This window comes from Staphylococcus simiae (genome assembly GCF_017357005.1).
GTDB lineage: Bacteria > Bacillota > Bacilli > Staphylococcales > Staphylococcaceae > Staphylococcus > Staphylococcus simiae_A.
On the sequence record NZ_CP071589.1, the window covers coordinates 161,276 to 187,426 of the forward strand.

Annotated in this window: 20 protein-coding genes and 2 pseudogenes; 12 read left to right on the top strand and 10 right to left on the bottom strand. The window is 32.9% G+C overall.

Annotated features, from left to right (window positions below):
- Nucleotides 1-244: 244 nt before the first annotated feature.
- Nucleotides 245-1,837 (bottom strand): ABC transporter ATP-binding protein, encoded by a 1,593-nt coding sequence (locus J3R86_RS00645; RefSeq protein WP_207517623.1) that lies wholly within the window; start codon nucleotides 1,835-1,837, stop codon nucleotides 245-247.
- Here J3R86_RS00645 and J3R86_RS00650 point away from each other — a divergent pair.
- From J3R86_RS00650 to ggt, 4 genes and pseudogenes are all read left to right on the top strand, one after another.
- Nucleotides 1,836-3,271 (top strand): annotated as a pseudogene (locus J3R86_RS00650) (ABC transporter permease). The gene J3R86_RS00645 and the pseudogene J3R86_RS00650 overlap by 2 nt on opposite strands.
- A gap of 5 nt (nucleotides 3,272-3,276) precedes the next feature.
- Nucleotides 3,277-4,440: an ABC transporter permease gene (locus J3R86_RS00655; RefSeq protein WP_207517625.1), complete on the top strand. Its 1,164-nt coding sequence runs from the start codon at nucleotides 3,277-3,279 to the stop codon at nucleotides 4,438-4,440.
- A 15-nt stretch (nucleotides 4,441-4,455) separates the two neighbouring features.
- The gene (locus J3R86_RS00660; protein WP_207517626.1) at nucleotides 4,456-6,237 is read left to right on the top strand and encodes an ABC transporter substrate-binding protein; all 1,782 of its coding nucleotides are present in this window, start codon (nucleotides 4,456-4,458) and stop codon (nucleotides 6,235-6,237) included.
- A 23-nt stretch (nucleotides 6,238-6,260) separates the two neighbouring features.
- Complete coding sequence (gene ggt / locus J3R86_RS00665; RefSeq protein WP_207517627.1) at nucleotides 6,261-8,267, top strand: gamma-glutamyltransferase; 2,007 nt, start codon at nucleotides 6,261-6,263, stop codon at nucleotides 8,265-8,267.
- Nucleotides 8,268-8,471: 204 nt separating this feature from the next.
- On the opposite strand, the gene J3R86_RS00670 is transcribed toward ggt, so the two are convergent.
- Both J3R86_RS00670 and J3R86_RS00675 read right to left on the bottom strand, forming a co-directional pair.
- Entirely contained in the window at nucleotides 8,472-8,573 is a 102-nt protein-coding gene (locus tag J3R86_RS00670) for a type I toxin-antitoxin system Fst family toxin (RefSeq protein WP_207517628.1), read from the bottom strand.
- 583 nt (nucleotides 8,574-9,156) lie between these two features.
- Complete coding sequence (locus J3R86_RS00675) at nucleotides 9,157-9,711, bottom strand: helix-turn-helix domain-containing protein (protein ID WP_207517629.1); 555 nt, start codon at nucleotides 9,709-9,711, stop codon at nucleotides 9,157-9,159.
- An 89-nt stretch (nucleotides 9,712-9,800) separates the two neighbouring features.
- On the opposite strand from J3R86_RS00675, the gene J3R86_RS00680 reads away from it, so the two are divergent.
- The gene (locus tag J3R86_RS00680) at nucleotides 9,801-10,991 is read left to right on the top strand and encodes a CynX/NimT family MFS transporter (protein ID WP_207517630.1); all 1,191 of its coding nucleotides are present in this window, start codon (nucleotides 9,801-9,803) and stop codon (nucleotides 10,989-10,991) included.
- A gap of 101 nt (nucleotides 10,992-11,092) precedes the next feature.
- The gene (locus tag J3R86_RS00685) at nucleotides 11,093-11,446 is read left to right on the top strand and encodes a hypothetical protein (RefSeq protein ID WP_207517631.1); all 354 of its coding nucleotides are present in this window, start codon (nucleotides 11,093-11,095) and stop codon (nucleotides 11,444-11,446) included.
- Nucleotides 11,447-11,627: 181 nt separating this feature from the next.
- Here J3R86_RS00685 and J3R86_RS00690 read toward each other — a convergent pair whose 3' ends face one another.
- Entirely contained in the window at nucleotides 11,628-12,254 is a 627-nt protein-coding gene (locus J3R86_RS00690) for an FMN-dependent NADH-azoreductase (RefSeq protein ID WP_207517632.1), read from the bottom strand.
- Between the two features lie 193 nt (nucleotides 12,255-12,447).
- Between J3R86_RS00690 and J3R86_RS00695 the strand changes: the two genes are divergently transcribed.
- Nucleotides 12,448-13,116 (top strand): M15 family metallopeptidase, encoded by a 669-nt coding sequence (locus J3R86_RS00695; protein WP_207517633.1) that lies wholly within the window; start codon nucleotides 12,448-12,450, stop codon nucleotides 13,114-13,116.
- Nucleotides 13,117-13,451: 335 nt separating this feature from the next.
- On the opposite strand, the gene istB is transcribed toward J3R86_RS00695, so the two are convergent.
- A complete protein-coding gene (gene istB / locus J3R86_RS00700) occupies nucleotides 13,452-14,216 on the bottom strand; it encodes an IS21-like element helper ATPase IstB (RefSeq protein ID WP_207516745.1) in 765 nt (254 codons plus the stop codon).
- The gene (istA, locus tag J3R86_RS00705; RefSeq protein WP_207516850.1) at nucleotides 14,209-15,495 is read right to left on the bottom strand and encodes an IS21 family transposase; all 1,287 of its coding nucleotides are present in this window, start codon (nucleotides 15,493-15,495) and stop codon (nucleotides 14,209-14,211) included. Before istA ends, istB begins: the two co-directional genes overlap by 8 nt.
- 488 nt (nucleotides 15,496-15,983) lie before the next feature.
- Here istA and ltrA point away from each other — a divergent pair, with 488 nt between their 5' ends.
- Complete coding sequence (gene ltrA, locus J3R86_RS00710; protein WP_207518488.1) at nucleotides 15,984-17,270, top strand: group II intron reverse transcriptase/maturase; 1,287 nt, start codon at nucleotides 15,984-15,986, stop codon at nucleotides 17,268-17,270.
- A 171-nt stretch (nucleotides 17,271-17,441) separates the two neighbouring features.
- Entirely contained in the window at nucleotides 17,442-18,032 is a 591-nt protein-coding gene (locus tag J3R86_RS00715; protein ID WP_431607777.1) for a M23 family metallopeptidase, read from the top strand.
- 152 nt (nucleotides 18,033-18,184) lie between these two features.
- On the opposite strand, the gene pbp4 is transcribed toward J3R86_RS00715, so the two are convergent.
- Both pbp4 and J3R86_RS00725 read right to left on the bottom strand, forming a co-directional pair.
- On the bottom strand, nucleotides 18,185-19,432 hold the full coding sequence (gene pbp4, locus J3R86_RS00720) for a penicillin-binding protein PBP4 (protein ID WP_207517634.1): 1,248 nt from the start codon (nucleotides 19,430-19,432) through the stop codon (nucleotides 18,185-18,187).
- Nucleotides 19,433-19,763: 331 nt separating this feature from the next.
- A complete protein-coding gene (locus J3R86_RS00725) occupies nucleotides 19,764-20,261 on the bottom strand; it encodes an isoprenylcysteine carboxyl methyltransferase family protein (RefSeq protein ID WP_207517635.1) in 498 nt (165 codons plus the stop codon).
- Nucleotides 20,262-20,637: 376 nt separating this feature from the next.
- Here J3R86_RS00725 and pflB point away from each other — a divergent pair, with 376 nt between their 5' ends.
- Both pflB and pflA read left to right on the top strand, forming a co-directional pair.
- The gene (gene pflB / locus J3R86_RS00730; protein ID WP_207517636.1) at nucleotides 20,638-22,887 is read left to right on the top strand and encodes a formate C-acetyltransferase; all 2,250 of its coding nucleotides are present in this window, start codon (nucleotides 20,638-20,640) and stop codon (nucleotides 22,885-22,887) included.
- A 22-nt stretch (nucleotides 22,888-22,909) separates the two neighbouring features.
- Nucleotides 22,910-23,665, top strand: coding sequence for a pyruvate formate-lyase-activating protein (pflA, locus tag J3R86_RS00735; RefSeq protein ID WP_207517637.1), 756 nt, complete (start codon nucleotides 22,910-22,912; stop codon nucleotides 23,663-23,665).
- A gap of 290 nt (nucleotides 23,666-23,955) precedes the next feature.
- Here pflA and J3R86_RS00740 read toward each other — a convergent pair whose 3' ends face one another.
- The gene (locus tag J3R86_RS00740) at nucleotides 23,956-24,144 is read right to left on the bottom strand and encodes a hypothetical protein (protein WP_347564099.1); all 189 of its coding nucleotides are present in this window, start codon (nucleotides 24,142-24,144) and stop codon (nucleotides 23,956-23,958) included.
- A gap of 119 nt (nucleotides 24,145-24,263) precedes the next feature.
- Between J3R86_RS00740 and J3R86_RS00745 the strand changes: the two are divergent.
- Nucleotides 24,264-24,860, top strand: a pseudogene (locus J3R86_RS00745) (glycerophosphoryl diester phosphodiesterase membrane domain-containing protein); the annotation flags it as partial.
- A 149-nt stretch (nucleotides 24,861-25,009) separates the two neighbouring features.
- Here J3R86_RS00745 and J3R86_RS00750 read toward each other — a convergent pair.
- On the bottom strand, nucleotides 25,010-26,083 hold the full coding sequence (locus tag J3R86_RS00750) for an IS30 family transposase (protein ID WP_207516515.1): 1,074 nt from the start codon (nucleotides 26,081-26,083) through the stop codon (nucleotides 25,010-25,012).
- Between the last annotated feature and the right edge of the window lie 68 nt (nucleotides 26,084-26,151).

Below are 26,151 nucleotides of genomic sequence, written 5' to 3' on the forward strand. Positions count from 1 at the left end.
GTTAAGCTCCTTTGTCTATCTCGCTTTTTAAAATTAAAGATACTATAGCATTTAAAGTGCAAACTAACAAAGATATCGTCTGTTGTTTAAAATATCGATCTTAAGACATCTTATCATAATACGAATTCATATATAACTAAGCCTTAACATTAAAAAATGAGCATTGTTTATCAGGACATGTACCAACATAAATACAAAATATATCAATGTAACTCAATATTATTATCATCATTTTTAACAGCAATTATCTTGGAATGACAGGTATCTCTGAAATTAATTGTTGTGCATAAGCAGATTGAGGGTACTTAATGATGGCTTCAGTTGTATTGAGTTCAACAACCTGACCATCTTTCATCACTGCAACACGATCACAAATTTCATTAATAACGCCCATATCGTGAGTGATAAAGAGGTATGTGATACAGAATTCTAGTTGCAGTTGTTTTAATAATTGAATAATATCTTTTTGAATAGAAACATCTAGTGCTGATACAGCTTCATCGCAGACAATGACTTTGGGTTCAACAGCTAGCGCTCTTGCTATACTTACTCTTTGGCGTTGTCCACCAGATAACTCATGAGGATAACGATACAAATAGCTACGATCTAATCCTACTTTTTCTAATAATTCAATAACCTTTGTTGTGATATCTTCCTTACCATTTACTTTGTGGTGAACAATTAAAGGTCTACTAATGACATCGATTATTTTGAATCGTGGATTGATTGATGAAAATGGGTCCTGAAATATCATTTGTATATCTTGTCTTAGTGGTTTCATTTCTTTGTTACTAAATAAATTGAGTGGTACGTTATTGTACCAAACGATGCCTTGTGACACGTCCTTTAGACCGACGACCGTCTTAGCAAGTGTTGATTTACCTGATCCTGACTCGCCAACAATACCTAATGTTTCGCCTTTTAATATGGATAGATTAATATCATTAACAGCTCTAAATGGTTTGCCATCATCGTCTATATAATCGGCACTGACGTGTTCAAATTTTATTAGTGGATCATTTGCCAATGTACGTGGAGGACGAGTTTGATTGATATCTGGAATGGCATCAATTAATCGTTGTGTATAGGGATTTTGAGGGTTTGTGAATATATCGTCGACACTACCACGTTCAACGACACTACCTTCTTTCATAACAATCACATCATCACAAAATTGATAAACCACACCTAAATTATGTGTAATAAAAATAATTGACGTTTCAGTATATTCGTATAATTCTTGCATCAATTTTAATAATTCATTTTGTGTACTGACATCAAGTGCAGTCGTTGGTTCATCAGCAATTAAAATTTGTGGTTTAAGTATTAGAGCAATAGCAATCATGACACGTTGACGCATACCACCTGAAAATTCATGAGGATACGCATTGAATTTTTTTGCAGCATCTTTAATGCCAACTTTTTCTAAAATATCAATGGCTGCTTCTTTAGCATCATGTTTTGAAATTTGTTTGTGTTGGAATAAAACTTCGGTAATTTGCTTGCCAATTGTTGTACGTGGATTAAGTGATGATAAAGGATCTTGGAAAATCATCGAAATATCATTGCCACGAATTTGACGTAAAGATGACGGAGACAAATCTGTTAATGTTTGACCATCAAAAATTATATCTCCTGTTAATGTATGCTCTGGAAAATCTGGCAACAATCCCAAAATTGATTTCGCAGTAATACTTTTACCTGAACCGGATTCACCAACAATTGCTAAAATGTGCTTTTTACGTAAATCGAATGATACATCTTTAACGACATGCTTTGATGTGTCGTCATAATTAAATGTGACATTTAAGTCTTTAACTGATAATAAATTTGTCATGATATTGAACCTCCCTATTCACAAAAGTGAAAAGTTATTCTATACTTTGTATAACATAGTAATCCACTCAACATTATTTTACAAGGAGTGATTGTCATAAATATTTATTACGAAGTATTTCAATCGTTATATTCTAAAGTGTTTTATCGCATCATCATGATACTGTTAAGCTTACCAGTTTGGCTTTACACGGTTGTTAAATATTTATTCATTGGGAGACAGCATCGTGTGCAACTAAATAATTCTGAAATTTCTGAAATTGAATATGCGTTGCAACAAAAGTATCAATACTTAAATAAACAACAGTCGCGAGCGATGATTCGTAAAGAAGCGCAAAAAATCTTTGAACAACAACATCGACAACAGATGAAAGATGAAGATAATGCAACTAATTTTGCCGCTTATTACCAATACACGTTGTTTCATCATGCAATCATCATTAAATGTATTTTAGCGTTACCATTATTTATTGTGCTGACATTTTATATCAATCCGATTGTACGTTACATTTTCGAACGTATCATGATGGCTATCATCGTCATTATTGGTGTCATTATTAGCGTTTTTACTATTCTGTATTTTTCACCATTAGATGCTGCATACAGTGTCTTAGGTCAAAATGCTACGGCAGAACAGATTAAGCAGTTTAATACATTACATCATTTGAATGAACCTTATATTGTTCAACTGTGGGATGCCATTAAAGGTGTCTTTACATTCGATTTGGGCACGACATATAAAGGTAACGAAGTGGTGACACAAGCAGTAGGCGACAGAATTCCTATTACGATTATCATGACACTTATTGCCTTATTTATCGCTTTGATTATTGCTATTCCAATAGGTATTGTTAGTGCGATTAAACGCAATAGTTGGTTAGATATTGTATTAATGACAATCGCTTTAATTGGTTTGTCTATTCCTAGTTTCTGGCAAGGTCTATTATTTATCTTAGCTTTTTCACTTAAGTTAGATATTTTCCCGCCATCTTATATTCCGGAAAACCCACTATCATTAATTTTACCTGTGTTAGTTATTGGTACGAGTGTTGCAGCATCCATAACACGTATGACTAGATCGTCTGTGTTAGAAGTGATGCGTAGTGATTATATTATGACCGCATACGCTAAAGGTTTATCAACTTCTCAAGTTGTCTTAAAGCATATTTTAAAAAATGCCATTATTCCAATTATCACGTTGATTGGTTTGCTTGTAGCAGAGTTACTTGGTGGTTCAGCAGTAACAGAACAAGTGTTTAATATTAATGGTATTGGTCGTTACATTGTTCAAAAACAACTTGTTCCTGACATACCAGCAGTGATGGGTGGGGTCGTTTATATCTCAATCGTCATTTCACTTGCCAACTTAGTGATAGATATTTTTTACACGTTAGTAGATCCAAAACTTCGCAGCGAACTTAGAGAAAGGAAGTGATCAGTATGTCAAATGTAATAAAAAAACGTACTTCCTTAACATTATTTGGAGGATATGGCATAGCAACATACCTTGTTGTGTTTGCGCTAAGTTTGCTTAATTTGTTTAAAGGCTATGTCGTCGATACATTTTATAGTTTTGAAATATTGTTACTTGTCTTAGCTATCGCTATTGTCACTATTGTTATGACACAATCTGCATGGCAACAGCATGTAGTATGGCGCTCACTTGTCATTGTGTTATTGCTATTGATGACGGTGACTGGAAACTTATTTGCTTTATTAATGTTAATTAGTGTCGTTCGTCATAAACAAACTTCAACATTACATATTTATAATGGCTGGGAAGCATTTATTAATAAAGTAGTCACACATCGTATTGCGATGATAGGTTTATTTGTCTTAGTTGTTATGCTGACTTTATCGATAGTAGCGCCTTTTACCTTTGATACAGAATTAGCTACTAAAAATCAATTCGATGTTTTACTACATGCACCTAGTTTAGAATATCCATTTGGTACTGATGACTTTGGCAGAGATCTATTTACACGCATTGTTATAGGTACAAAACTAACGTTTGCGATTTCTATTATTTCAGTATTTATCGCCGTTATATTTGGCGTTATTTTAGGAATGATTGCAGGTTACTTTGACCGTATTGATAATTTTGTCATGCGTATACTAGATGTTGTTTTTGCAATTCCAGCATTATTGTTAGCAGTTGCCATTATCGCGTCTTTCGGTGCTAGTACGACAAATTTAATTATTGCATTAAGTATCGGTAATATTCCTTCTTTTGCTAGAACAATGCGTGCAAGTGTTTTAGAAATCAAACGTTTAGAATATGTAGATGCAGCACGTATTACCGGGGAAAACACATGGAACATTTTAAGACGTTATATTTTACCTAATGCGATTGCACCTATGATTGTACGTTTTTCATTAAATATTGGTGTCGTTGTTTTAACAACAAGTAGTTTAAGTTTCCTAGGTTTAGGTGTGGCGCCAGATGTTGCAGAATGGGGCAACATTTTACGTACAGGTAGTAACTACTTGGAAACACATAGTAATTTAGCTATTGTGCCTGGTATTTGTATTATGCTTGTTGTTTTAGCATTTAACTTTATTGGTGATGCAGTGCGCGATGCACTAGATCCAAAAATACATTAGAAAGTAGGGAATCATGTGAAGAAAATCATTAGTATCGCAATTATCGTTTTAGCATTGGTATTAAGTGGTTGTGGTGTTCCTACTAAATCTCAAGTGGAGCAAAAAGCTGATAAAGTTGATGTTAAAGGTGAGCGTCCAACGATTCGTTTCTTAGGACAAGCAAGTTATGAAAATGATATGAACATCGTTAAAGAACAATTAGAAAATGCTGGTTTTAACGTTAAGATGAATATTCAACCAGACTATGGTAGTTATCGAACGCAACGTGAAGCGGGGAACTATGATATTCAAATTGATGACTGGACAACAGTTTTTGGAGATCCAAATTATTCAATGTCGGCACTGTTTAGTTCAAACGGTTCAAACAGCCTATTGAAAGATAAAAAAGTAGACCGCATGATTGATCAGGCGTCAACTGAAAATGATAAAGATGCCAAACAAACTTATAAGCAATTAGAACATGAAGTGATTTTTGATCAAGCGTATATGGCACCATTATATGGAGCGAAAAAGAATCTAATTTATGATAACCATGTTATAGCCAAAAGTAGTGTAGGTTTGCCAAACTCTCGTGCATTAATCTGGCAACAATTTGACTATAAAGATAAAAAATTGCGAGATACGAGACCGTTGATTATGACACAACAAGATAGTGAAATACCTACTCTTGATCCTATTCGTTCTATTGCACCATCTGTTTATCCAATTAATATGAATATGTATACAAGATTATTGCTCTTAGATGATAACGATAAAATAACGACTAAAGGATCATTGAGTCGTGACTATGCTGTTAATAAAGACGATAACGAATTTTATTTTTTATTAAGGGATGATAGTTATTTTGCTAAAGTAGCGCAAGGTGAAGCACAAAATACCGGAGAACGTGTATCTGCAGAAGATGTGAAGTTTTCACTAGATCGTGTACGTGATAAATCATCGGTCCCTAACAATATTACGTATAATATGCATAAAAATATTAAAGATGTCAGTGTCTTAAACAATCAAGATATTGATAAATTACGCGATACCAAAACTAAAGGCAATAGTACAATTTATGACCGACTAATTAAAGGACACGGAGTTAAATCGTTAACAACTGAAGGTAACAATGTAGATAATCAAAAAGGAACATATCAAATTGTTAAAATTACCACCAAACAAGCTATGCCTAAAGAAGTAAACTATTTAACACATTCATCAGCAGGGATTTTATCCAAAAAATATGTGTCACAAGTAGATAAAGAAAATAGTAAAGGCTATGGTGATAGCAGTACAGTACCATCTTCTAAAGAGGGGAATAATGAACTTTATGCGAGTGGACCTTATATTATGACGACTAAAAATAGTTATCAAGCAACATTCCAACGTAATCCAGGATTTAATGAAGATGAAAAAGATAGTTATGGACCAGCTAAAATTAAAAATATTACCTTAAAATTTAATGGCGATCCTAATAACGCATTGTCAGAATTACGTAATCACTCCATAGATATGCTTGCGGACGTAGATCAAAAAAACTTTGATTTAATAAAATCCGACAATGATTTATCTATTGTACGTAAAAATGGACGTAAGTCAGTATTTTTAATGATGAATGTTAAAAAAGGAATTTTTAAAGAGCATCCAAACTTAAGGCAAGCAGTAGTTCATGCGATTGATCAAGATCAATTTATTAAATTTTATCGTGGTGATAAATTTAATATTGCCTCACCAGTGACACCACTTGTCGATACAGGCAATAAACAACGTCAAAATTTAAAAAAGGTAGAACACGCAATTAATGACAAACGTTAAATAACATAAAGTAGGAGGATATGATGCGCATGAGTTTGAGTGGAAATAAAGAAAATACGTCACAGGAAGGTATGATTTCAGTATCGCATCCTTTAGCTGCTAAAGTAGGAAAAGAAGTGCTTGATAAAGGTGGCAATGCCATGGATGCCATCATTGCCATTCAGTTGTCATTAAATGTTGTTGAACCGTATACGTCGGGGCTTGGTGGTGGCGGTTATTTATTATATTATGATCAGGCAACTCAACAAATGACAGCCTTTGACGCCAGAGAGACGGCACCATCAAAAATAGATCCGACATTTTATTTAGATAATCAAGGTAATTACAAATCGTTTTTTGATTTAACTACACATGGTAAGACTGTAGCTGTACCTGCTATACCTAAGTTGTTTGATTATTTATACCATCATTATTGTCGTTTATCGTTAGATGATTTAATTAATCCTGCTATTCAACAGGCCAGTGAAGGACACCGTACTAATTGGGCAACTGAAAAATACTCACGCCAACAATTGGCTAGGTTACTAAAATATCCTGAAACTGCTGAAGCATTTACGATTGACGGTGATTATTGGCATGAAGGTGATTGGATTGTTCAACCACAGTTGGCTAAGGCTTTAACACTGTTAAGAGATCAAGGATTTGATGCATTTTATCGAGGTGATATCGCACAACAGCTAGTTGATGTTGTGCAGCGTTACGGTGGTTCAATCACATTGGAAGATTTGCAGCAGTATCAAATACAATTGAAAGCGCCAATTAGTGCAACATACAAAGATGTCGAAATTCATTCAATTGGGCCATCAAGTTCAGGTGGAATAACGATTATTCAAATTTTGAAACTACTAGAACATATTGATATTAAAAAGATGGGGCCGAGATCAGTTGACTATTTACATCATTTAATTCAAGCAATGCATATTGCATATAGTGACCGAGCACAGTTTATTGCTGATGAAGACTTTAGCAATATTCCTGTTAAAGCATTGATTGATGACGATTATTTGAAAGAACGCAGTGCTTTAATAAATGAGGACTATGCTAATATTGCTATTACTCATGGTCATTTACAAAATAATGTGAGTCATACAGCGATTGATGAACAACATACAGAGACAACGCATTTTAGTGTGATAGATAAGGATGGCAATATTGCATCATTTACAACATCTGTGGGTATGATTTATGGTTCAGGTATAACGATACCGGGTTACGGTTTACTATTAAACACAACGATTGATGGTTTCGATATCGTTCCAGCTGGCATTAATGAAATTGAACCACGTAAACGACCACTTAGTAATATGGCACCTACAATAATCACTAAAGATGGTCAACCTATTTTGACAGTTGGCTCACCCGGTGCAATTAGTATTATTACAAGTATAGTTCAAACGATAATTAATGTTTTAGAATTTGATATGACGATTGATCAAGCAATTGATGAACCTAGAATTTATAGCAGTCATCCAAATAGAATTGAATGGGAGCCCCAATTTTCACAGCGAACAATATTAGCGTTGATTGCTAAAGGACATGCTATGGAAAAGCAACCAGATACGTATATTGGAGATGTACATGGCTTACAAATCGATCCAAAAACGTCAGCAGTGATAGGTGGCACTGATGACACAAGGGAAGGGACAATTATAGGAGGAGATGTCTATATTGTTAGAGATAAACCGCAAGAGTATAAGCAATATAATGACAATAAAGACTATCAAGTTTATTTAAATGATATCCAATTGCCGTTGTATCAACAGCAAATCATTTTTGATGATGATACGTTCTGGTTAGACTCAAAAGTGGTTAATGTTACTTTTCAAGTTGAGGATTACCGATTAGATGAAGTTAGGTCGGATGTTATCAATCAGCGTGAGTATATTGATATTGTAGATTTAGCGGCTCAAAAAGGTTATGAAGTCATTATAGAAGATAACGCAGTATATTTGAGAGATACTTACTATCCAACGAGACAACGCGAAGATAATATGTATTATCGATATGATAGAGAAAGTATTACAAGATAATCCTCAATTTGGTTGATATAATATAGTAGAATCGCTATTGAAAATCGCTTATAAGCATGATGATAGAATTAAATATAAAAAATAATAAATAGCTTGAAATATACTTACTTTATGCTATAATGATTGTAATGAGATTCATCATATAACTACACAAACCCCCTCACTATTCTCGGTAGTGAGGGGGTTTTAACGTGTTGGCTAATATTATCGCCTTTTATCACTGCGGCTGCTTAGCCAATGCTTAAAGGCTGCAATGACACAGCCACTAATTATAGAGGCTAATGTGGTTATGATGAGATTCATCATAGTATCTACACCTCCTTCTTAGCCATATTGACTATAGAAGTCAAGGCGATAGCAATATTATATCATTTAATTATAAAATTGCTCATAACTAAAAATCGTTTTATACTAAAATACAAATGAAAATGTTTTCTATATTGAATAATTAAAATCTGGTAGTGGTTAATTAAACAAGCAATATAAATAAAGATGTGTAAAGGCAAAGTTTAAGTACTATTAAGGAGTTTGACTTAAAAATAAGTTTAATTAATATGAAGAAAAAATGTTTGAACGTAGTGCCGAAGCAGCTCAAGAATCACACGAAGCCATTGAAATGTATTAGGAGATAATAGTCCTCAAAGCTTAATCAATGTCTTTAGTGGTTTAGACCGTAATGCATAATTAACGCTAACCAAAGCTAGTATATTAGAAAGAGTGAACGATATGACACTCAATCGATATACTAGCTTTATTTTAATTTATAGAGATGTAAATATTGCTCGAGCCCGTGATAAAAAATATTTTACCATCGCACTCAAGCTAAGATGTGAGGCGAATGAAATAATTATTTCCATAAGTTAAAGTGTTTTGATGATTAAGTTACATACTATGAGTGATACTGAATTGTGGCAATCAGCGATAATTTGTTATTCGTTTGATTAATATATTGATGTGCAACATCGCTTTTAAAATGAATAGCTTGTTCTTTAGTTACAATATACTGATTATCCTCTATTTCAAGTGTTAACGTACCATCTGTGACTATAATATATTCATCTGAACCTTGATGGTGACCTTCTGAAGTCATAGCTCCAAATGCCTCAATTTCCATTTTGAACATTTCAAAGTCTTTTTCAGGTGAATAAGGAAAATAAGGAAAAATAGTTACACTATGATCTTCGTTATAAATGGGAATTAAATCCTCATAGGCAACTGGATTAACTTCAGATGATATTTGAGTAATTAATTCGGATAAGGAAAGGCGTAGACCATTAGCAATTTTTGATAATGTCATAATACTAGGATTAGCTTGACCTTTTTCAATTTGATTTAGCATATTTTTACTTACCCCTGTGATATCAGCCATTTTATCTAAACTTAAATTAAAGTCTTGTCTGTAACGATACAGATTATAACCAATAATTTCATTAACATTTGCCAAAAATAACGACTCCTTTATTTACAATATAACGCACATATTGTACCATATATTATTGTTGTGTACGAAATAATATAAATAGGGAGGACAATATGGAAAAAGATTTACAGTCAAATAATAAAATTAATTGGCTTCTTTTTATAGGTATTTTATTAATAGGAGCTAATTTACGTGCGCCAATCACATCAGTGGGTGTCGCCTTACCAAGTATTAAAGATGCTTTACATCTTAATAATATAGCTGTCAGTATTATAACGATTATTCCATTAATTGCTTTTGCGATTATCTCACTCTTTGCAGCAAAAACAAGTAATACATTTGGTATCGAAAGAACGTTATTTGGGGCATTGGTTATCATCTTGTTAGGTGTGATCATCCGTTCATTACCAAATGTAAGTGGCTTATATATTGGTACAATATTCATTGGTATTGGTATTGCTTTTGGTAATGTCTTAACACCAGCAATGATTAAAGCTAAGTTTCCTTTACGTATAGGTATTATGACCGGATATTATACAGTTGTCATGAATATTTTTGGTAGTTTATCATCATATTCTACAGGTCCATTAGTCAAAGCGTTTAATTATCAAATTGCGCTTGGAATAATTGGTATTATTACGTTGATTGCAACTTTGATTTGGGTTTTTCAATTGAATCATAAAAATGAATCTACCACATCAAATCAGGTGGCTAAAGTTAATATTTGGAAATCATCTATTGCATGGCGTATTACATTGTTGATGGGAGGACAGTCATTAATTTTCTATTCAATTATCAACTGGATGCCAGCTTATTTAGCAGATTATGGTGTGTCGATTAATGAAGCGGGCTTGTATTTATCAATATTACAACTGGCGATCATTCCTTTAACATTTATAACACCAATTTGGGCAACTAAAATGACGTCACAAGTTCCTCTTGTGTTATTAACAGGTTTAATGTTTATTGCTGGAACTTTAGCTATGCTTTTCTTACCACAAATAGCATTAATATCAATTTTACTTTTAGGTATTGCTAATGGTTTATCATTTGGTCTTGTTAATACATTCTTTAGCTTGAAGACAGAAGAAAGTAGTACAGCTGCCAAATTATCAGGTATGTCACAATCCATTGGTTATTTATTTGCAGCAATAGGACCATTTTTATTTGGTAGTTTACATGATGCGACGCATAATTGGATAGCATCAATTATGATATTAGTCATAACATCATTAGCAATTCTTATTTTCAGTACATCAGTAGGACGTAATGTCACTATAGAACAACATCAATTAAATAAATGATTGGATTTTAAATAATTAAAAAGTATGGCTTTACAACTATTTGTTTTATATAATAAATTTTGTGATTTAATTATATAAAAATAATAAAAGAGGTAAAGTGAATGAGAGCTAAATTTATAGTATTTTTAATTTTAGTTTTATCTATTGTTTTGGGTGGTTGTAATTTTGATAATGATAAAAAAGAGTCAGACAATAAGCCTAAAAAAGAGCAACATGCTAAGAAAAAAAGTAAAAATGAAGATAACGAGAAAAAAGAATCAGAAAATATAGAACAGAATCAACAGAATGATGAAGAAGTTGCTACAAATAATAATGATAATAACTACAATAATCAACAAGTTCAGACCAATCAAAATGAACAGATAAATCAAAATGTTAATAATACAAAAGATGTACAAATGCAGAAAATAGAAGAATATGAGGCATATTTAAGAAGTAAACCAGACATGACATAATCTGAAGCCGAACACTATAATGAATTAGTTGGCGATAGACAGTTACCAGGCGATGTTGCTGCTAGAACAGGTCACAATGGTGTTGTAGCAGATCAATAAGCACATCCAAGTCAACAATATCCACTAAAAAACCACTGTGTGAATTAAATCTTTCGCACAGTGGTTTCTCTATAAGTATAAACTAGAATGTTTTTCCTAGTTCTTTAGCTTCATTAATACCAGCGATTTTAATCTCTTCAGCTTTATGTGGTTCAGCATTGTGACCTTCGATGGCTAATGTTGTATATGAAGATACGCCTAAGAACGTTAGTACCGTACGTAAATAACGATCGCCCATCTCTTTTTCTGCTTCAGGACCTTCTGTATAATAGCCACCACGTGATTGAATATGTAGGGCTTTTTTATCAGTTAGTAAACCTACAGCACCTTCAGAAGTATATTTGAATGTTTTACCAGCAACACATACAGCATCAATATATGCTTTAACTACAGGAGGAGAAGATAAGTTCCACATCGGTGTAACAAAAACATATTTATCCGCACTTAAAAAGTCTTCTAAAATGTCACTCAGACGATCAATTTTAGTTTGTTCTTCTTGTGTTAATGATTCACCATTTGCAGCTTTACCCCAACCAGTTAGGACATCTTTATCAATTAATGGAATATATTCCTCGAATAAATCGATATGTTTTACTTCGTCTTTAGGATGGTTCTCTTGGTAAGCTTCGATAAATGCTTTACCGCCAGCCATTGAATTTGAAACAAGTTCATCAAATGGATGGGCTGTGATATATAATAATTTAGTCATGTGTTTATCTCCTTTGTATCTATCTTTTAAGTATAATTATTATACCTATTGTATTTAAATATGACAACTCTCAATGTCACAAATTTTATAGATAAGCCACTATTTTTAAATAGTACTATATACTATTAATTAAAAATGCCTTAAAATGAAAATTAATATAATATTGTTCAAATTATAAAGGGGTAATACGTAAATGAAAAAGGTAATCGGATTAGTATTAACAAGTTGTTTATTATTTGCAGCATGTTCAACATCAAATAGCGATGCTAACGATAAGAACAAAAATCAAAGTAATCAAAGTGAACATAAGAAACATCATAAAGTTGTAAAAGATGGTCGTACATACGTAGATGGAATTTTAATTGTTAATAAGAAAATTAGTTTACCAAAAGATTATAATCCTGGTGTAGATCCAAAAGCACAACAAGCACTTAACCGTATGATTGCAGATGCTAGTAAAGAAGGTTTGCATATAACTAATATTAGTAACTTTAGAAGTTATCAAACGCAAGTGTCTTTATATAATAATTACGTTGCTAGAGATGGTAAAAAAGCTGCTGATAAGTACAGTGCGCGTCCAGGTTATTCTGAACATCAAACAGGTTTAACATTTGATGTTGGTGCAGCTAATTCACCTGAAAATTTAAAAACGACATTCGGTAATACTAAAGAAGGTAAATGGATTAAGAAAAATGCACATAAATATGGATTTATCGTTAGATATCCTAAAGATGGCACGCATATCACAGGTTACCAATATGAACCATGGCATTTACGTTATTTAGGTAAAAAAACCGCAACAAAAGTGTACGATTCAGGTAAAACACTTGAAGAATATTTAGGATTATATCCTGAGAAATAATATTATCAAAAGTATTCAATAATGAATATGATGACATTGGTAGTAACTGTCTAGACTGAAAATATTGAACTAACGTTTTACTAGCTTTCGCGTCCAATCATTATTAGAAATATTATTCATTGTAATGAGGGTCAAAGTCGTTCCGGCTTTGGCCCTTATTTTAGTTGTGCGCCCGGCATGGGTAATTACTAGACGGTGAAAGTCCGTTACAGGCTTGGTAGTAGGAACTGTTAGCGAAAGACAAGGGTGTCCATTGTGAAATGGAATCTGAAGGAAGTCTGTAAATGTCAATAAAAGAATGTACAAAAATGATTGTTTAAGAATGTACAAAAATGTCATTCTGTCTTTTCAACTTTCACAAAATGGTCTTTTAACCGATAAGACTTCCCAGTTATTTTTATGACATTTGAGTGATGTAATATGCGATCTAAAATGGCATTAGCTATTTTAGGGTCTTCAAATATTTCATTCCATAAATTGAAATTAATATTTGTAGTAAAAATGGTACTTTTCTTCTCATATCTTAAATCAATCAGTTGGAAAAAGAGTTTGGCATCTTCACTATCAATAGGTAAATAGCCTATTTCATCAATAATTAGTAATTTATATTTACTATAGTGCTTGAGTCTATTTTCTAACCGATTCTCTAATTGAGATTTTTTCAAATTTTGTATTAAATCATGACATTTAATGAAATACGTACTTACTCTTTTTTTCGCTGCTGACATACCAATTGATGTAGCTAAATGGGTTTTACCTACACCACTTGGACCTAAAAAGACAATATTCTGATGGTTTTCTATAAATCGTAAATGAGTAAAATCTACGATTTCTTGTTTATTGACGTTAGGTTGGAATGAAAAGTCAAAGTCGCACAGTTCCTTTTTAAAAGGGAATGCTGCTACCTTAACCATTGATTCAATCATATTCTTTTCTTTAACTGCGATTTCATAATCACTCAATTTAATTAAAGTATCAATAAATGATAAATCGTTAGTGATACTAAAATCTATCACTTCATCTAAATGAGTAATCATTTGATTCATTTTTAGATATGACAGATTATCTTTTAAACGTTGGTAGTTAGTAATATTATTCATCATACATCTCTCCTATCGTTTTTAAATTATCTAAGGCCAGCTGATTAATATCATCATGGTCTCCATAGGAGACAGCTAGCGTTTCTAAATAGTGTTGTTGCTGATAATTTAATTTATGATGGGTAATAGGATGCTCAACGATTAATTTGGTGTTATAATAAACAAACAAACGTTGATCATAAACTTGAACTTCAACCGTTTTTCCATAGTATTCAGCAGGAACTGAGTACTGATTGGAGCGATATGTAATCATATTCGAACGATTGACTTTCAAATATTTATGTTCTACTTTATATGAGTTTCTTACATGGACATTGGGTAATGGCTGTAAGAAGCTCTTTTCTTTTTTTACTTCAATAATTGGTATTTTTCCTGTCCCATTATGCACTGAGTAATTCAAACGATCATTTAATTCGTCAATAAATTGTGGAATTTCATGTAAGTATAATTGTCCTTGATAGGCATGAATTTCATCTAATATTTTCATAATGGATTCAACTTTACCTTTCGTTCTAGGACGACCAGCTATACACGGCTTCACTTTAAAATTAAAATCATCAGCGAATTGTTTGAATTTAGGATTAACTTGTCCACTAAACGTTTCAGTCCTAGGTTGACTCATCACTGTTTTCATATTATCTGTAACAAGTTCCTCTGGAACACCTTCAATAGATTCAAAAGCTTGAACCATTAAATTAAGTAATACATCTAATGATTTACTCATCGTAACTTGCATAATTTTGAAGCGTGAATATGACAGGAGTAAAACACCAATATTTAAAGATACCTCTTGATGATCCTTCGTTTTAAATCTTATATCTTCCTTCCAATCAAATTGAGCTTGGCAACCTGGTTTTGTTTCAAATCTAGTTGTTCCAACAGGCGTTGACTTTTGTCGTCTTTTTTTAAAATAATTATTGAATAAATCATGTTTTCTTATATATGTTCTAAATGTGGAATACGCACAATTTAGACCATGATTATCTTTAAGGTATTGCCATAACACGCGTTTATAAAAGAATTTCTGTTCACATTCTTCAGACAACAATTCTTTTATTAAATCATAATAGGGATCAATTTTAGATTGTTTTTTTCGATTAACCGAAGGTTTAAAGCCATTTAAATATTTATCTATTGTTCTTCGATCTACATTCATTTGTCTTGCGATTTCACTTTTATTAATTTTCATGTTTAAGCTCTCCATAACAATTTTTAATTTTGGTAAATCTGAAAGAGTTGTAACTTCATAATCTGTATTTATATCTAAAGATAATTTCATTGTTATTCACCTCAATAAAATTATCTCTAAATTTTACAGATTGTACATACTTAAACAGTCAAAAGTGTACATTATTAAATTATCATTTCCAGGAAGTCGGACGCAAACACTCGCACTGACGAACAGAAATATCATACAAGGCTATGTGGAATGGATGAATCTGCAATACAAGATAAAGTCCGATACTACCCGAGTTCTATATAGTAAATGATGCAGTGGAATGAGTGGAAAGTGGTTACTCTTACCCGGGGAGGTCTCATCAGCGATAAAAAAAATCGTAGTAATAACGAATGATGAGAAGTCAGCAGAGGTCATAGTAGGTAGAAATACTGAAGGACTGAACAATATTCATACAAAGTAAAGAATGGAGGTTAGAGATTTACAACGTACAGAATACAATTAATGATTGGCAACTCATAGAAAGATAAGTAGTGGAACGAAAAAGGATATATGAGTGCGTACAGTAAATCTTAGGTGAAATGAAAGAAATGTATCGTGAGTCTCCATCTATGATGGAGCTTGTTGTAAGAGAGAATAATATACAAAAAGCAATTAAGAAAGTGAAGAAAAACAACGGTGCACCTGGCATCGATGGCATGCGAGTAAGTGAATTAACATCACATTTCGCAAAATACTTTCCACAAATTAAACAAAAACTGCTTGATGGCACGTATAAGCCACAAGCAGTAAGAAAGGTTGAAATACCTAAATCAAATGGGAAAAAGCGCGTGCTTGGAATCCCTGTCGCAAGAGACAGAGTTATCCAACAAGCCATTAAACAAGTCATTGAACCTAGTATCGACCGTACTTTCTCAAAACACAGTCATGGCTTTAGACCGAATCGTAGTACAGGAACTGCACTTAAAGAATGTGCAACATACTATGAAGAAGGTTACTTAGTTGCAGTTGATTGTGATTTAAAACAGTGCTTTGATATGTTGAACCATGATAAATTAATGTATCTATTTGAACGACATGTTCAAGATAAAGCCATTTCTAAATTTATTCGTAGAAGCCTACAGGTTGGTGCAATCGACCTCAATGGTAATTATCGAAGTAGAGAAATAGGTGCACCGCAAGGTGGTGTTATTTCCCCGTTACTTTGTAATATTTATCTTCACGAATTAGATAATGAATTGGAGAAACGTGGTCATCGCTTTGTTCGTTATGCAGATGACTTCGTCATCTTTGTACGTACAAAACGAGCGGGTCAACGTGTCATGGAAAGTGTGACAAAGTTTATCGAAAAAGACCTTAAACTTATTGTAAATAGTGAAAAGAGCAAGGTAGGTTCTATCACACGTTTAAAGTTCTTGAGTTGTCTAATGACCAAAGTAAATGGGACTTATCGTTTCAGACCGACTATGGAAGCAAGAAGAAATTTAAAACGCACCTTAAGACGTCTAACGAAACGAAATAGACCAGGTACCTTTAAAGAGATTATATCAGAAATTAATCAAGTAACACGAGGGTGGATAAATTACTTTGGTAAAGGATTTATTACAGGTTTTGTAACGAAGTTACAATCATGGTTAAACCGACGCATTAGACAACTAATCCTCAAAAGATGGAAAAGAATAAAAACCAAATATAAGATGTTACGTAAGTATGGACTTGACCATAAGAGTGCAATGAAAATTGCCAATTCAAGAAAGAAATACTGGCGCTTATCATCAACGCATGAAGTTCATCGTGCACTTACAACAAAACGTCTCTACAAGTGGGGGTTAGAACCATTAACCCAACTCGCAGAGACGGCTTACGCAAGATATTGAACCGCCGAGTACGGAACCGTACGCTCGGTGGTGTGAGAGGACGGATAATCAAATAATGGTTATCCTCCTACTCGATTTCATATTTAACCAAGTTACTACTAAAGTATGATAGTGTCTGACTAGCAAAAACAAGTATTTGCGACTATACTTATACACCATTAAATAAAAAGGATGTTAATTCAATTGAAGAAAACACTTAAATATATATTAGGTATTGTTATGATTGTCGCTATCTTTGGTAGTATTTATCATTATAAAGATGATATGCAACAATGGTGGAAACAATTAGAACACCATAACGAAGCCACGATATCGAAGGAAGACAAAGACTGGCACCGTATGTTTAATGGTAGTCGTCAAACTGAATCGTTTGGTGAATATAAGCATAATGATTTTGATAGTAAACACTATGGTATAGATTATGCTGTTCCGAAAAATACGCCGATTAAAGCCGTGACAAATGGTACTGTTACAAGAACTTTTGATAATCAATTAGGAGGTAAAGTATTACAAATTTCCGAAGATAATGGGCAATATCATCAATGGTATATGCATTTGAACCGTTATAATGTTGAAGAAGGTGACCATGTTAAAGTAGGAGATATAATTGCTTACTCTGGAAATACAGGAGAGCAAACGACTGGACCACATATACATTTTCAACGTATGAAAGGTGGCGTTGGTAATGCTTATGCTGAGAATCCAGAGTCATTTATTAAGCAATTACCTGATGGGGAACGTAGTTTATATGATTTAAAATAACGCACTAAAAAAGGATTCTCTATTTTCAGGGCTGATAAATAAAAAGTGAATAATTATGTATCAGTCCAATTTGTGAGAGAACCTAAAAAAGCCAATAACACTGAGTAAAGTTCAATGACAATACTCAATGTTATTGGCTTAAATATTTCAATTTATCTTGTGAAGTTATTATATACTTTAATACCGATAATAATTAGCATGCCTGTTGCTACAAGTCCGCCAATTGCTAATAGTATATGTAAAGGAATCGTGTACCAATGATTATTGGATAATGGTTCAGCCTTTACAGATGGTGCGTGTTGTCCTGGTATAAATTGTCGTTTATAAGCGACTGAAACGTTATTATCTTCAGATAGATGCAATTTATATTTTGACTTATCTTTTGGAACAACATCATATAAATCAGACGAAACAGTATAGCTCTTACCATCAAATTTATGTTCACCTTTAGATAGTACTTTGCGATATTCATAATCATCAAAGCCACGTTTAATCGCAGCATTAGCTAATTTTTGACGAGCATGTTTAGCAGCTTCACTAGGATATGGACGAACGTTTAATACCACCGCATTAATACGTAAATGGTCTTGCTTAGCAGTTAACACTATATTATAACCATTTTCGCTAGTACCAGTTTTTAGACCATCGACGCCAGACATTGCATCTTGTAATGACGGTAACGACGTATTCGTATTATGCAATTGATTACCTTGTTGTTGGTCATTAGTTAATTTAGTGATTTGTAAGATATTTGGGTGTTTGTTAATCAAATGTTGAGATAACACTGTCATATCTTGTGCTGTTGAATGTGATGTTGTTTCGTTTTTATATTTTTTAGGTGCATAGCTATCTAAGAGATTATTATTGGCACCACTTGGATTTGTAAAATGAGTATGTGTCATATGTAATTGTTTAGCAGTTTCATTCATTTTATCTGTAAAAGCTGAACTATCTTTGCTAACATGATCTGCAAGTATGATTGTTGCAGCATTACTAGACTCTAATGCAGCTTGTTTAATTAATTCTTCTACTGTATAAGACTTACCTTGATCAAGTGGTACAGTAGTCAGATTTGGTAAACGCGTTAATTTAGCTTGGTCAGCAGAAATTTTAATTTTGTCATTTAAGTGAATGTCCCCTGATTTAATACTATTAAAGACGAGGTACAGCGTCATTAATTTTGCAGTGGAAGCTGGATCAAGTTCTTTATTAGCATGGTATTGATATAATATTTGTCCCTGTTCGGTTGTGACAAACATTCCTTGTGGATTAAAAGTTGGGTCTAAAGTTTGATGCTGAGATTTAGCAATATCTACAGGTGTTTCAGCAGCCTGACTGTACGGAGACTGAGTTAAAGATAGTATTAATAATGACATTAAGAGCGCAATCAATTTTTTCATGTGTAGTCTGTTAACCTGACCTTTCAAAATAGCTAATATAATATTGTTAATATTATCAAATTAAAGTGTAATGCACAATATATTTAAGAAATAATGATACTCATATTATTAGAAAATTAAAATTTCAAGGTCAATAAATGAATTAGTAATTATATGTATTATATATGTGGATTTATAATTTTTTGAAAATTGATATATATAGAAGTAAGGAAGGTTTATTGTTAGGATGTGGATTTGGTAGCCTAACGGTTGTCTGAATTCAGACTGCGGGACGGTAACTATATTAATAAAACGAGTGCTTTATCATGTGAGCACTCGCTGTTAAATCGTATTATTTGAATGTCATTAATCGATCTTCTAATTTAATACGTTGATATAAGAAATAGCCATATGGAATAAGTAATAGAGATGTGTATGTCGCGTGTGTTAATAATAAGACACCGATTAATTCAGGAATGATATTTAAGAAATAATTAGGGTGTTTTGTTACACGATATAAACCGGATTTAATAATCGGATGCTTAGGTAAAATGAATAACTTTAAAGTCCAAATATGACCTAGCGTATGAATGACAATAAATAGCATAGTATAGGCAAATATTAATAGTACTAATCCAATGATATTCAATACGCTAAAGGAATCTTTGTTGATAATAATTTCTAAACCTGCACCAACGTAAATTAAAATGTGTGTTAAGGCTAACCATTTTGAATTAATGACACCATATTCTTTGGCACCTTGTAATTTTAATTGTTTGGCATGTTTAATAGAAATATATAAACTCATTAATCGTATAGCAAAAAAGCATAATAATATGATGAAAATCATGATGTCCTCCGTCTATTTATCTAGATGTTATTGCTACATTATGTAACACATTTATTGTATATATGAGCATAGTTAAATACCATTAACTAATTATTAACTTTTGGTGATTGATAATCTTAACCATACTAAAATTCCTAAACTACTAAATAATATTATTACAATATATATAGCAGACTTTACATCTGTTATGTAACAGCTTACATTATTTCGCTTTTCTGTATTATAGAATAGTACAGTTCCTTGGAATATACATATTTTTGATGAAAAATATACAAATATCATGTGAAAAATATCACAACTTACATGATACAATGCATGTGAAAACGTTAACATATAATTTCAAACAATTAACAATATAACAATGGAGGCGTTTAATATGCTAGAAACAAACAAGGATCACACAAAGGCTTGGCAAGGATTTAAAAATGGTAGATGGAATAGACATGTAGATGTTAGAGAATTTATTCAATTAAACTACACGCTTTATGAAGGAAATGATTCATTTTTAGTTGGACCAACTGAGGCAACATCTAAACTATGGGATCAAGTTATGCAATTGTCTAAAGAAGAACGTGAACGTGGTGGCATGTGGGATATGGATACAAAAGTACCGTCAACAATTACTTCACATGATGCAGGATACTTAGATCAAGAGTTAGAAACAATTGTCGGCGTACAAACTGAGAAACCATTCAAACGTTCCATGCAACCATTTGGTGGTATTCGCATGGCGAAAGCAGCTTGCGAAGCATATGGTTATGAATTAGATGAAGAAACTGAAAAAATCTTTACAGACTATCGTAAGACACATAACCAAGGTGTATTCGATGTGTATTCTAAAGAAATGCTTAATTGTCGAAAAGCGGGTGTTATAACAGGATTACCTGATGCATATGGACGTGGACGTATTATCGGTGACTATCGTCGTGTGGCACTTTATGGTGTAGATTTCTTAATGGCTGAAAAAATGCACGACTTCAATACGATGTCTACTGAAATGTCAGAAGATATTATTCGCCTTCGTGAAGAACTATCTGAACAATATCGTGCGTTAAAAGAATTAAAAGAATTAGGTCAAACTTATGGATTTGATTTAAGTCGTCCGGCTGAAAACTTTAAAGAAGCTGTTCAATGGTTATACTTAGCATATCTTGCAGCAATAAAAGAACAAAATGGTGCGGCAATGAGTTTGGGACGCACATCAACATTCTTAGATATTTATGCTGAACGTGATTTGAAAAATGGTGACATTACAGAAAGTGAAGTTCAAGAAATTATTGACCACTTTATCATGAAATTACGTATTGTTAAATTTGCGCGTACTCCGGATTACAATGAGTTGTTCTCAGGAGACCCAACTTGGGTAACTGAGTCTATCGGTGGTGTAGGTATCGATGGTAAACCACTTGTAACGAAAAGCTCATTCCGTTTCTTACATTCTTTAGATAATTTAGGACCAGCTCCTGAACCAAATTTAACAGTATTATGGTCAGTACGTTTACCAGATAATTTTAAAACGTATTGTGCAAAAATGAGTATTAAAACAAGTTCGATACAATATGAAAATGATGATATTATGCGTGAAAGCTATGGTGATGACTATGGTATCGCATGTTGTGTATCTGCAATGACAATCGGTAAACAAATGCAATTCTTCGGTGCACGTGCTAACCTAGCTAAAACGTTATTGTATGCAATTAATGGTGGTAAAGATGAAAAATCTGGTGCGCAAGTAGGCCCTAATTATGAAGGTGTTCATAGTGAAGTATTAGATTATGACGAAGTATTCAATAAATTTGATCAAATGATGGATTGGTTAGCAGGCGTATACATTAATTCATTAAATGTTATTCACTATATGCATGATAAATACAGTTATGAACGCATTGAAATGGCATTACATGATACAGAAATCATTCGTACAATGGCCACAGGTATTGCTGGTTTATCAGTTGCAGCTGATTCATTATCTGCTATTAAATATGCACAAGTTAAACCAATTCGTAACGAAGAAGGACTTGTTGTCGACTTTGAAATTGAAGGTGATTTCCCTAAATATGGTAATAACGATAGTCGTGTGGATGATATTGCTGTTGATTTAGTGGAACGTTTTATGACAAAATTACGTAGCCATAAAACATATCGTGATTCTGAACATACAATGAGTGTCTTAACAATCACTTCTAATGTGGTTTACGGTAAGAAGACTGGTAACACGCCAGATGGACGTAAGGCAGGAGAACCATTTGCGCCTGGAGCGAACCCAATGCATGGTCGTGACCAAAAAGGTGCGTTATCTTCATTAAGTTCAGTTGCTAAAATACCTTACGATTGCTGTAAAGATGGTATTTCAAATACATTCAGTATCGTGCCTAAATCGTTAGGTAAAGAAGCAGATGATCAAAATCGCAATTTAACAAGTATGCTTGACGGTTATGCAATGCAACATGGACATCACTTAAATATCAATGTCTTTAATCGTGAAACATTACTTGATGCGATGGAACATCCAGAAGAATACCCTCAATTAACAATTCGTGTATCAGGTTATGCTGTTAACTTTATTAAATTAACACGTGAACAACAACTGGATGTTATTTCTCGTACATTCCATGAAAGTATGTAATAACAAATAAGGTGGGAGCACAATGCTAAAGGGACACTTACATTCTGTAGAGAGTTTAGGAACTGTCGATGGACCAGGTTTAAGATATATCTTATTTACGCAAGGATGTTTACTCAGATGCTTATACTGTCATAACCCAGATACTTGGAAAATTAATGAGCCATCAAGAGAGGTAACTATTGAGGAAATGGTTGACGAAATCTTACCATATAAACCATATTTTGATGCCTCAGGTGGTGGTGTGACAGTAAGCGGAGGAGAACCGTTACTACAAATGCCATTTTTAGAAAAATTATTTGCCGAATTACAACACAATGGTGTGCATACATGTCTTGACACTTCTGCTGGTTGTGCCAATGACACTAAAGCATTTGAGAGACATTTTGATGAATTACAGAAACATACAGATTTAATATTGTTAGATATTAAACATATTAATAACGATAAACATATTAAATTGACGGGTAAACCAAATACACATATTTTAAATTTTGCTCGAAAACTATCTGCAATGAAGCAACCTGTATGGATTCGTCACGTACTTGTACCTGGCTATTCAGATGATAAAGAAGATTTGGTTGAATTAGGTAAATTTATTAATTCACTCGATAACGTCGAGAAGTTTGAAATCTTACCTTATCATCAGTTAGGTGTCCATAAATGGAAAACATTAGGCATCCCATATCAATTAGAAGAAGTTGAAGCACCAGATGATGAAGCTGTGAAAGCAGCTTATCGCTATGTTGATTTCAAAGGGAAAATTCCCGTTGAATTATAAATACAATTAAAACTCAACAATGAAGCACGTTCTGTAAAGTTATAACTTTAACAGGACGTGCTTCTCTGTATGGTGATGTATATTAAAGTTGTGGTGTTGTTAAATATACATTGAGTTTAAATAGACTTGATCATTTAATATGCATATCAACTTCTCTATACATCATAAAAGACCACCATTAACTTCAGTATCATACCATGCCATTATATATTTAAAGTGATGAGCCTAATTTGTGAGAACCAACTTTAAATAATTGTTGTATTGTTAGTGATACTCTTGAACCTACTCATTTAATCGTTCAATAGATTCCTAATATTGGGTATAGGATGGGCTTTTAAAATATTGGCTATATGCATGGTATTGTAAGCTAACCATTTAACGTGTTTTTCAGTAAAGGCATTTTTATGATCAATATCCATGTAAGAAGGACCTGACCCTGCTTCGCGGACCCAATAAGCATCAACATTTGGTGGAAACATGAAATCAATATGGCAACTATAATAGATGAATATTACCTACATTGTTAACTTCTTATTGACCTGTCATAAAAAAGAATATTAAGATAGAAGTTATTATGTAAATAACATGGAGCGTGTTTATGAAAAGAACAATGACAGACATATGGACCGTATTAAAACTGCTGTATCAAAATAAAGGTCGTTTTGGTGTTAATGGTATTTTGCTGCAGTTGGTCATGGTTATCATTAGTAGTACCTACTTAATTGTACTATTCAATTTAATGTTAATGGCAGCATCGCAAAGTCAATTAACGAATAAAAATTGGATGACAATTATCTCCCATCCATTAAGTTTGACACTATTAATGATATTCATTTTGAGTATCGCATTTTTAATTTATGTCGAATTTTCATTACTGGTTTATATGATTTATGCGGGCTTTGATCGTCAAATTATTACAATAAAGTCCATTATCAAGAATGCTTTATATAACGTTCGAAAATTAATTGGTTTGTCTTTTATCTTCTTCTTGCTCTATTTGATATTAATGATTCCCATCGCTAATTTAGGTTTAAGTTCTGTCTTAACGAAAAATCTTTACATACCTAAATTTTTAACAGAAGAGCTATTGAAAACAACTAAAGGCTTAATATTTTATAGTGTTTTTATGATTATTGTCTTTGTCTTGAATTTTAAATTTATTTTTACATTGCCTTTAACTATTTTAAATCGTAAATTTCAAGTTTAAGTTAGCCACTTATATTTTTTAAGTAGTACTAACGTTTTAGGCTCTTTTCTGTTTTGTAAACCCAAGATGAGTGGTAGATATTCTATCTATGACTCATCTTGGGTTAGTAACAGCTAAAGTATTTAGCTGTTAAATAACTATAATAGATTTAATACTTTTAATGCTTGAGCCATTCTATGATGAGCTGTGTCATAGCCTAGGATTTTTCTAGGATAATCATTCATAAATTGTTGCACTTGTTTTAAGCGACATTGACTCACGGTTGATAGATCAGTTCCTTTAGGTATAAATCGACGTAACATTTTATGTTGATTTTCACTGGTACCACGTTCAAATGATGAAAATGGATGTGCGAAATAAATATTGATGTCATGACCAAATTCTTCATATAATGATGCGAATTCTGAGCCATTATCTGCTGTGATTGATTTGAATATATGTGGTGTGAGCGACTTTAAATGCTTAAATATTGATGTTAATCCTTGTGAGACTGAATGAGCGCTTTTATCATTAATCAGCTTTAAGATTTCAAAACGTGTAGCACGTTCAACGAGTGTTAAGATGACAGGTTTAGATTTATCTTTGGTACTGATGACAGTATCGATTTCCCAATGTCCAAAGGTTTGACGAGATTGGACGTCCTGTGGACGCTGTTCAATACTTGGACCTAAAATACGACGATGTGTACGATGATAAGTTTGATTAGACATTCGACGTTTTAACTTCTCTAAAAGATGGATATTTTTAGTCGCCATGATATTATCATTAATCCAAGCATATAAAGTTGTCACACATGGTATTAAATCTTTACGGAATACATTTTCACGATGAGCACATGCCACAACAGCTTCAGGTGACCAACGTTGTTGAATCATTAAGTCATCAGCCCAAGCTATAAAATGAGGATTTTTCCGCCATAAAGATTGTGCGCCACAACGTTGTCGATTCTTGTAGTAATTTTGTTGTGCGAGTGATGGAATATATTGGAATTGTTCATATTCATAAACTTTATCTTGATATTTTTGGCGTGAAATTTGACGTGTAGTACCGCGTTTTATTTCATTATGGATAGTTTGAGGCGCACGTCCTAATTCACGTGCAATAGCACGATTAGAAAAGCCTAAATCTTTAAGGGTTTCGATACGAATGCGTTCTTCATAAGTTAGGTGTGTTCCTTTATGTTTTATCGTGTTACAATGATTTTGCGTCATGTGAATTCATCCTTTATTGAAGAGTGTGAGAGCCTCAATAATAACATGAAATTCACGTGACGTTTTTT

What these genes read in the sequence shown, in the direction of transcription:
- J3R86_RS00645 (WP_207517623.1), bottom strand. Translation starts at nt 1,837, where the DNA reads ATGACAAATTTATTATCAGTTAAAGACTTAAATGTCACATTTAATTAT.
- J3R86_RS00655 (WP_207517625.1), top strand. Translation starts at nt 3,277, where the DNA reads ATGTCAAATGTAATAAAAAAACGTACTTCCTTAACATTATTTGGAGGA.
- ggt (WP_207517627.1), top strand. Translation starts at nt 6,261, where the DNA reads ATGCGCATGAGTTTGAGTGGAAATAAAGAAAATACGTCACAGGAAGGT.
- J3R86_RS00670 (WP_207517628.1), bottom strand. Translation starts at nt 8,573, where the DNA reads ATGATGAATCTCATCATAACCACATTAGCCTCTATAATTAGTGGCTGT.
- J3R86_RS00680 (WP_207517630.1), top strand. Translation starts at nt 9,801, where the DNA reads ATGGAAAAAGATTTACAGTCAAATAATAAAATTAATTGGCTTCTTTTT.
- J3R86_RS00685 (WP_207517631.1), top strand. Translation starts at nt 11,093, where the DNA reads ATGAGAGCTAAATTTATAGTATTTTTAATTTTAGTTTTATCTATTGTT.
- J3R86_RS00690 (WP_207517632.1), bottom strand. Translation starts at nt 12,254, where the DNA reads ATGACTAAATTATTATATATCACAGCCCATCCATTTGATGAACTTGTT.
- J3R86_RS00695 (WP_207517633.1), top strand. Translation starts at nt 12,448, where the DNA reads ATGAAAAAGGTAATCGGATTAGTATTAACAAGTTGTTTATTATTTGCA.
- istB (WP_207516745.1), bottom strand. Translation starts at nt 14,216, where the DNA reads ATGAATAATATTACTAACTACCAACGTTTAAAAGATAATCTGTCATAT.
- istA (WP_207516850.1), bottom strand. Translation starts at nt 15,495, where the DNA reads ATGAAATTATCTTTAGATATAAATACAGATTATGAAGTTACAACTCTT.
- ltrA (WP_207518488.1), top strand. Translation starts at nt 15,984, where the DNA reads ATGTATCGTGAGTCTCCATCTATGATGGAGCTTGTTGTAAGAGAGAAT.
- J3R86_RS00715 (WP_431607777.1), top strand. Translation starts at nt 17,442, where the DNA reads ATGTTAATTCAATTGAAGAAAACACTTAAATATATATTAGGTATTGTT.
- pbp4 (WP_207517634.1), bottom strand. Translation starts at nt 19,432, where the DNA reads ATGAAAAAATTGATTGCGCTCTTAATGTCATTATTAATACTATCTTTA.
- J3R86_RS00725 (WP_207517635.1), bottom strand. Translation starts at nt 20,261, where the DNA reads ATGATTTTCATCATATTATTATGCTTTTTTGCTATACGATTAATGAGT.
- pflB (WP_207517636.1), top strand. Translation starts at nt 20,638, where the DNA reads ATGCTAGAAACAAACAAGGATCACACAAAGGCTTGGCAAGGATTTAAA.
- pflA (WP_207517637.1), top strand. Translation starts at nt 22,910, where the DNA reads ATGCTAAAGGGACACTTACATTCTGTAGAGAGTTTAGGAACTGTCGAT.
- J3R86_RS00740 (WP_347564099.1), bottom strand. Translation starts at nt 24,144, where the DNA reads ATGTTTCCACCAAATGTTGATGCTTATTGGGTCCGCGAAGCAGGGTCA.
- J3R86_RS00750 (WP_207516515.1), bottom strand. Translation starts at nt 26,083, where the DNA reads ATGACGCAAAATCATTGTAACACGATAAAACATAAAGGAACACACCTA.